Origin of the sequence: Helicobacter pylori SA213A (assembly GCF_000476275.1) — a bacterium.
Classification (GTDB): Bacteria; Campylobacterota; Campylobacteria; order Campylobacterales; family Helicobacteraceae; genus Helicobacter; species Helicobacter pylori_CL.
In genome coordinates this window covers 1-566 of sequence record NZ_CBOM010000065.1, presented here as the reverse complement: position 1 = coordinate 566, position 566 = coordinate 1, and the positions used below count along the sequence as shown (strand labels likewise).

General features: G+C 41.0%; 1 protein-coding gene. It reads left to right on the top strand.

All coding sequences use genetic code 11. From position 1 onward, the window contains the following. The coding region (locus QT74_RS07915; protein WP_033765932.1) for a type I restriction-modification system subunit M at positions 1–566 on the top strand (566 nt) is incomplete at both ends.

Here is a 566-nt window from a genome sequence, read left to right as displayed (position 1 = left end):
TTTTAATCAATGACGAGCGCTTTAGCAAAGCCGGTGCGCTAGCACCTAAAAACGCCGCCGATCTCGCTTTCACCATGCACATGCTTTCTTATTTATCCAATCAAGGCACTGCTGCGATCGTGGAATTTCCCGGGGTGCTTTATAGAGGCGGTGCCGAAAAGAAAATCAGAGAGTATTTAGTGAAGGAAAATTTCATTGACTGCGTGATCGCTTTACCAGACAACCTCTTTTTTGGAACGAGTATCGCTACTTGCATTTTAGTGCTTAAGAAAAACAAAAAAGACGACACCACGCTTTTCATTGATGCGAGTAAGGAATTTGTCAAAGAAGGCAAGAAAAACAAGCTCAAAGCGCGCAACCGAGAAAAGATTTTGCAAACCTATATTGAAAGAAAAGAGGTTAAGCACTTTTGCACCCTAGCTAATATTGAGAAAATCAAAGAAAACGATTACAACCTCTCCGTGAATCGCTATGTGGAGCAAGAAGACACGAAAGAGATCATTGACATTAAAGCGCTTAATAGTGAGATTTCTCAAATCGTAGAAAAGCAAAGCGCTTTACGAAAC